The following is a 1756-nucleotide window of genomic DNA, read 5'->3' as shown; positions in this document are numbered from 1 at the left end:
ACAGCAACAGATACAGGAACGGAGTCGGCGCATTGTGGACGACGTGCGCGGCGACTGCAGGCCACAGAGAACCGCTGCGTCGATAGAGCTCGGCAGCGAGAAGCCCGAAGACGAACGCGATGGGCGTCAGTATGTTAATGCCGTGGACCACGGCAAACACGGCGGCACTGCCCACCGTCGAGATCACGGCGCCGTACCGGAGAAGCCCGGTCTGAATCACGCCGCGAAACAGCAACTCCTCCCCGATGGGTCCAATGATGGCCAGGCCAATCCCCGTCAGGACGAGAGCCAGCGTCCCACCATGTGATCCGCCCTCGAGGTCCGCCTGTGTGTCGGTGGCAAGACCGAACAACTCGGCCAGTGCGGGGGTCGCGAACCCGCGCAGGACGAACCACGCGGCACCGCCCAACGCCCCCAGGAGAATCCACCTGGGGGTGGTTCGTCTCAGGCCGAACGGCTTCACACGACGCGTCTTGATTGCACAGGCCATCGCGAAACCGCCGATGCCAGCGAGGCCCGCGATCTGGGATTTCACGACACCCGTCGTTACCTCGTCGGGGTCCACCAGGCTGAGCAATGCGTCGAGGGCGTATCCGATGGCGAAGAAGCCCGCCAGTCCCACGGCGATCTCGGGCCAGCCGACGGGTAGGCGGGGGCGACGGATTGGTCTTGTGAGCTTCGGTTTTTTCAGCATGAGGCGATTCGACACCCTGCCCCAAGGGCAGGGTCAAGGGCCAACGAAAACGTTCTGTACCTAGCGTTGTTTAGCGCGTCGTTTAGCGTTGCCCATCTTCGGACGTGACCAGTGCACTCACGCGCCGGAGCACATCGACCTGCGCCTGGTTGTACAGCTGAGCCAGGGTCGCGCCGAGAACGTTCTCCGCAGTTGCCCGGTCCCGGGAAAGGTGGGGTTCCGGTAATCCCTGCGGATCTGTCATTCCGGCGGCCTCGGCGTACGTCGGCACGAGCTTCTCCGCCAGGCGTTGCCTCGTTGCCTGGTCCGCATCGGGCGGCAGGGTGTCGAACTCGATTTCCTCGGGGCTCTTGTTCCGGTCGCGGAGTGTCTCCGCGATGTCCTCCATCGTCTCCTGATCGAACAGTTGCGAGTACACGAGGAGTATGGCCCGATCCGCGTCGTTCACGTCATCGGTCAACCCCAGCATTCCCGCAGGGAGATCGACGACGGGACGGTCCGGTGCGGGCTCGTCCAGAAGCACGGCTATGTCCTCGCGCACGGCAGTCCACTTCTCTATCCGCTCCCGGAGCTGCACATCCAGCGCTCTCAGTGCTGCCCAGGCATCGTCGTCATTCTCAAGGACGCGGTCCATGTCCTGGACCGCGAACCCGAGGTCTTTCAACCGCAGAATCCGAAGCAATGTGACCAGGTGCTCCACCTGGTATTTCTTGTATCCGTTCGAGGCACGCTCGGGCTCCGGCAGGACGCCGACCTGGTGGTAGTACCGGATCGTCTTGACCGTGGTGCCCGCAATTCTTGCCAGGCCGCTTGTGCTCCAACTCATCGATTCTCCGTGGCGTGTACCGTTCCCCGTCAGCCGATCACCACCGCGACAATCGCGGTATTCAGTGACAGTGTGGGGGGTGGCTGAATTCGCTAACGCGACAGTACCCGCATCACGTCGTGGCCTCGGCGAATCGCGGGCCGAGACCTTCGGGCTAGGGGTTCCTGTACTTGAGCCGCATGCAGACCCATACCCATGACCTGAGCTTCACCGACACGGAGGTTCGCAAGAGGTTT

The 1756-nt window shown here is 63.1% G+C and carries 2 protein-coding genes; both read right to left on the bottom strand.

Features of this window, described 5'->3' with window-relative positions:
- The coding region (locus tag ACTIL2_RS11550; protein WP_442337608.1) for a CPBP family intramembrane glutamic endopeptidase at positions 1–694 on the bottom strand (694 nt) is incomplete at its 3' end.
- A gap of 82 nt (positions 695–776) precedes the next feature.
- Entirely contained in the window at positions 777–1520 is a 744-nt protein-coding gene (locus tag ACTIL2_RS11545; RefSeq protein WP_442337607.1) for a helix-turn-helix domain-containing protein, read from the bottom strand.
- Positions 1521–1756: the final 236 nt, after the last annotated feature.

It is taken from the genome of Corynebacterium sp. (genome assembly GCF_052107835.1).
In the GTDB taxonomy this organism is placed as follows: domain Bacteria; phylum Actinomycetota; class Actinomycetes; order Mycobacteriales; family Mycobacteriaceae; genus Corynebacterium.
This window is presented reverse-complemented; position numbering and strand designations above follow the sequence as displayed.

Bases quoted from the DNA above. Each gene is read 5' to 3' on its own strand.
- ACTIL2_RS11545 (WP_442337607.1), bottom strand. From the start codon at position 1,520: ATGAGTTGGAGCACAAGCGGCCTGGCAAGAATTGCGGGCACCACGGTC.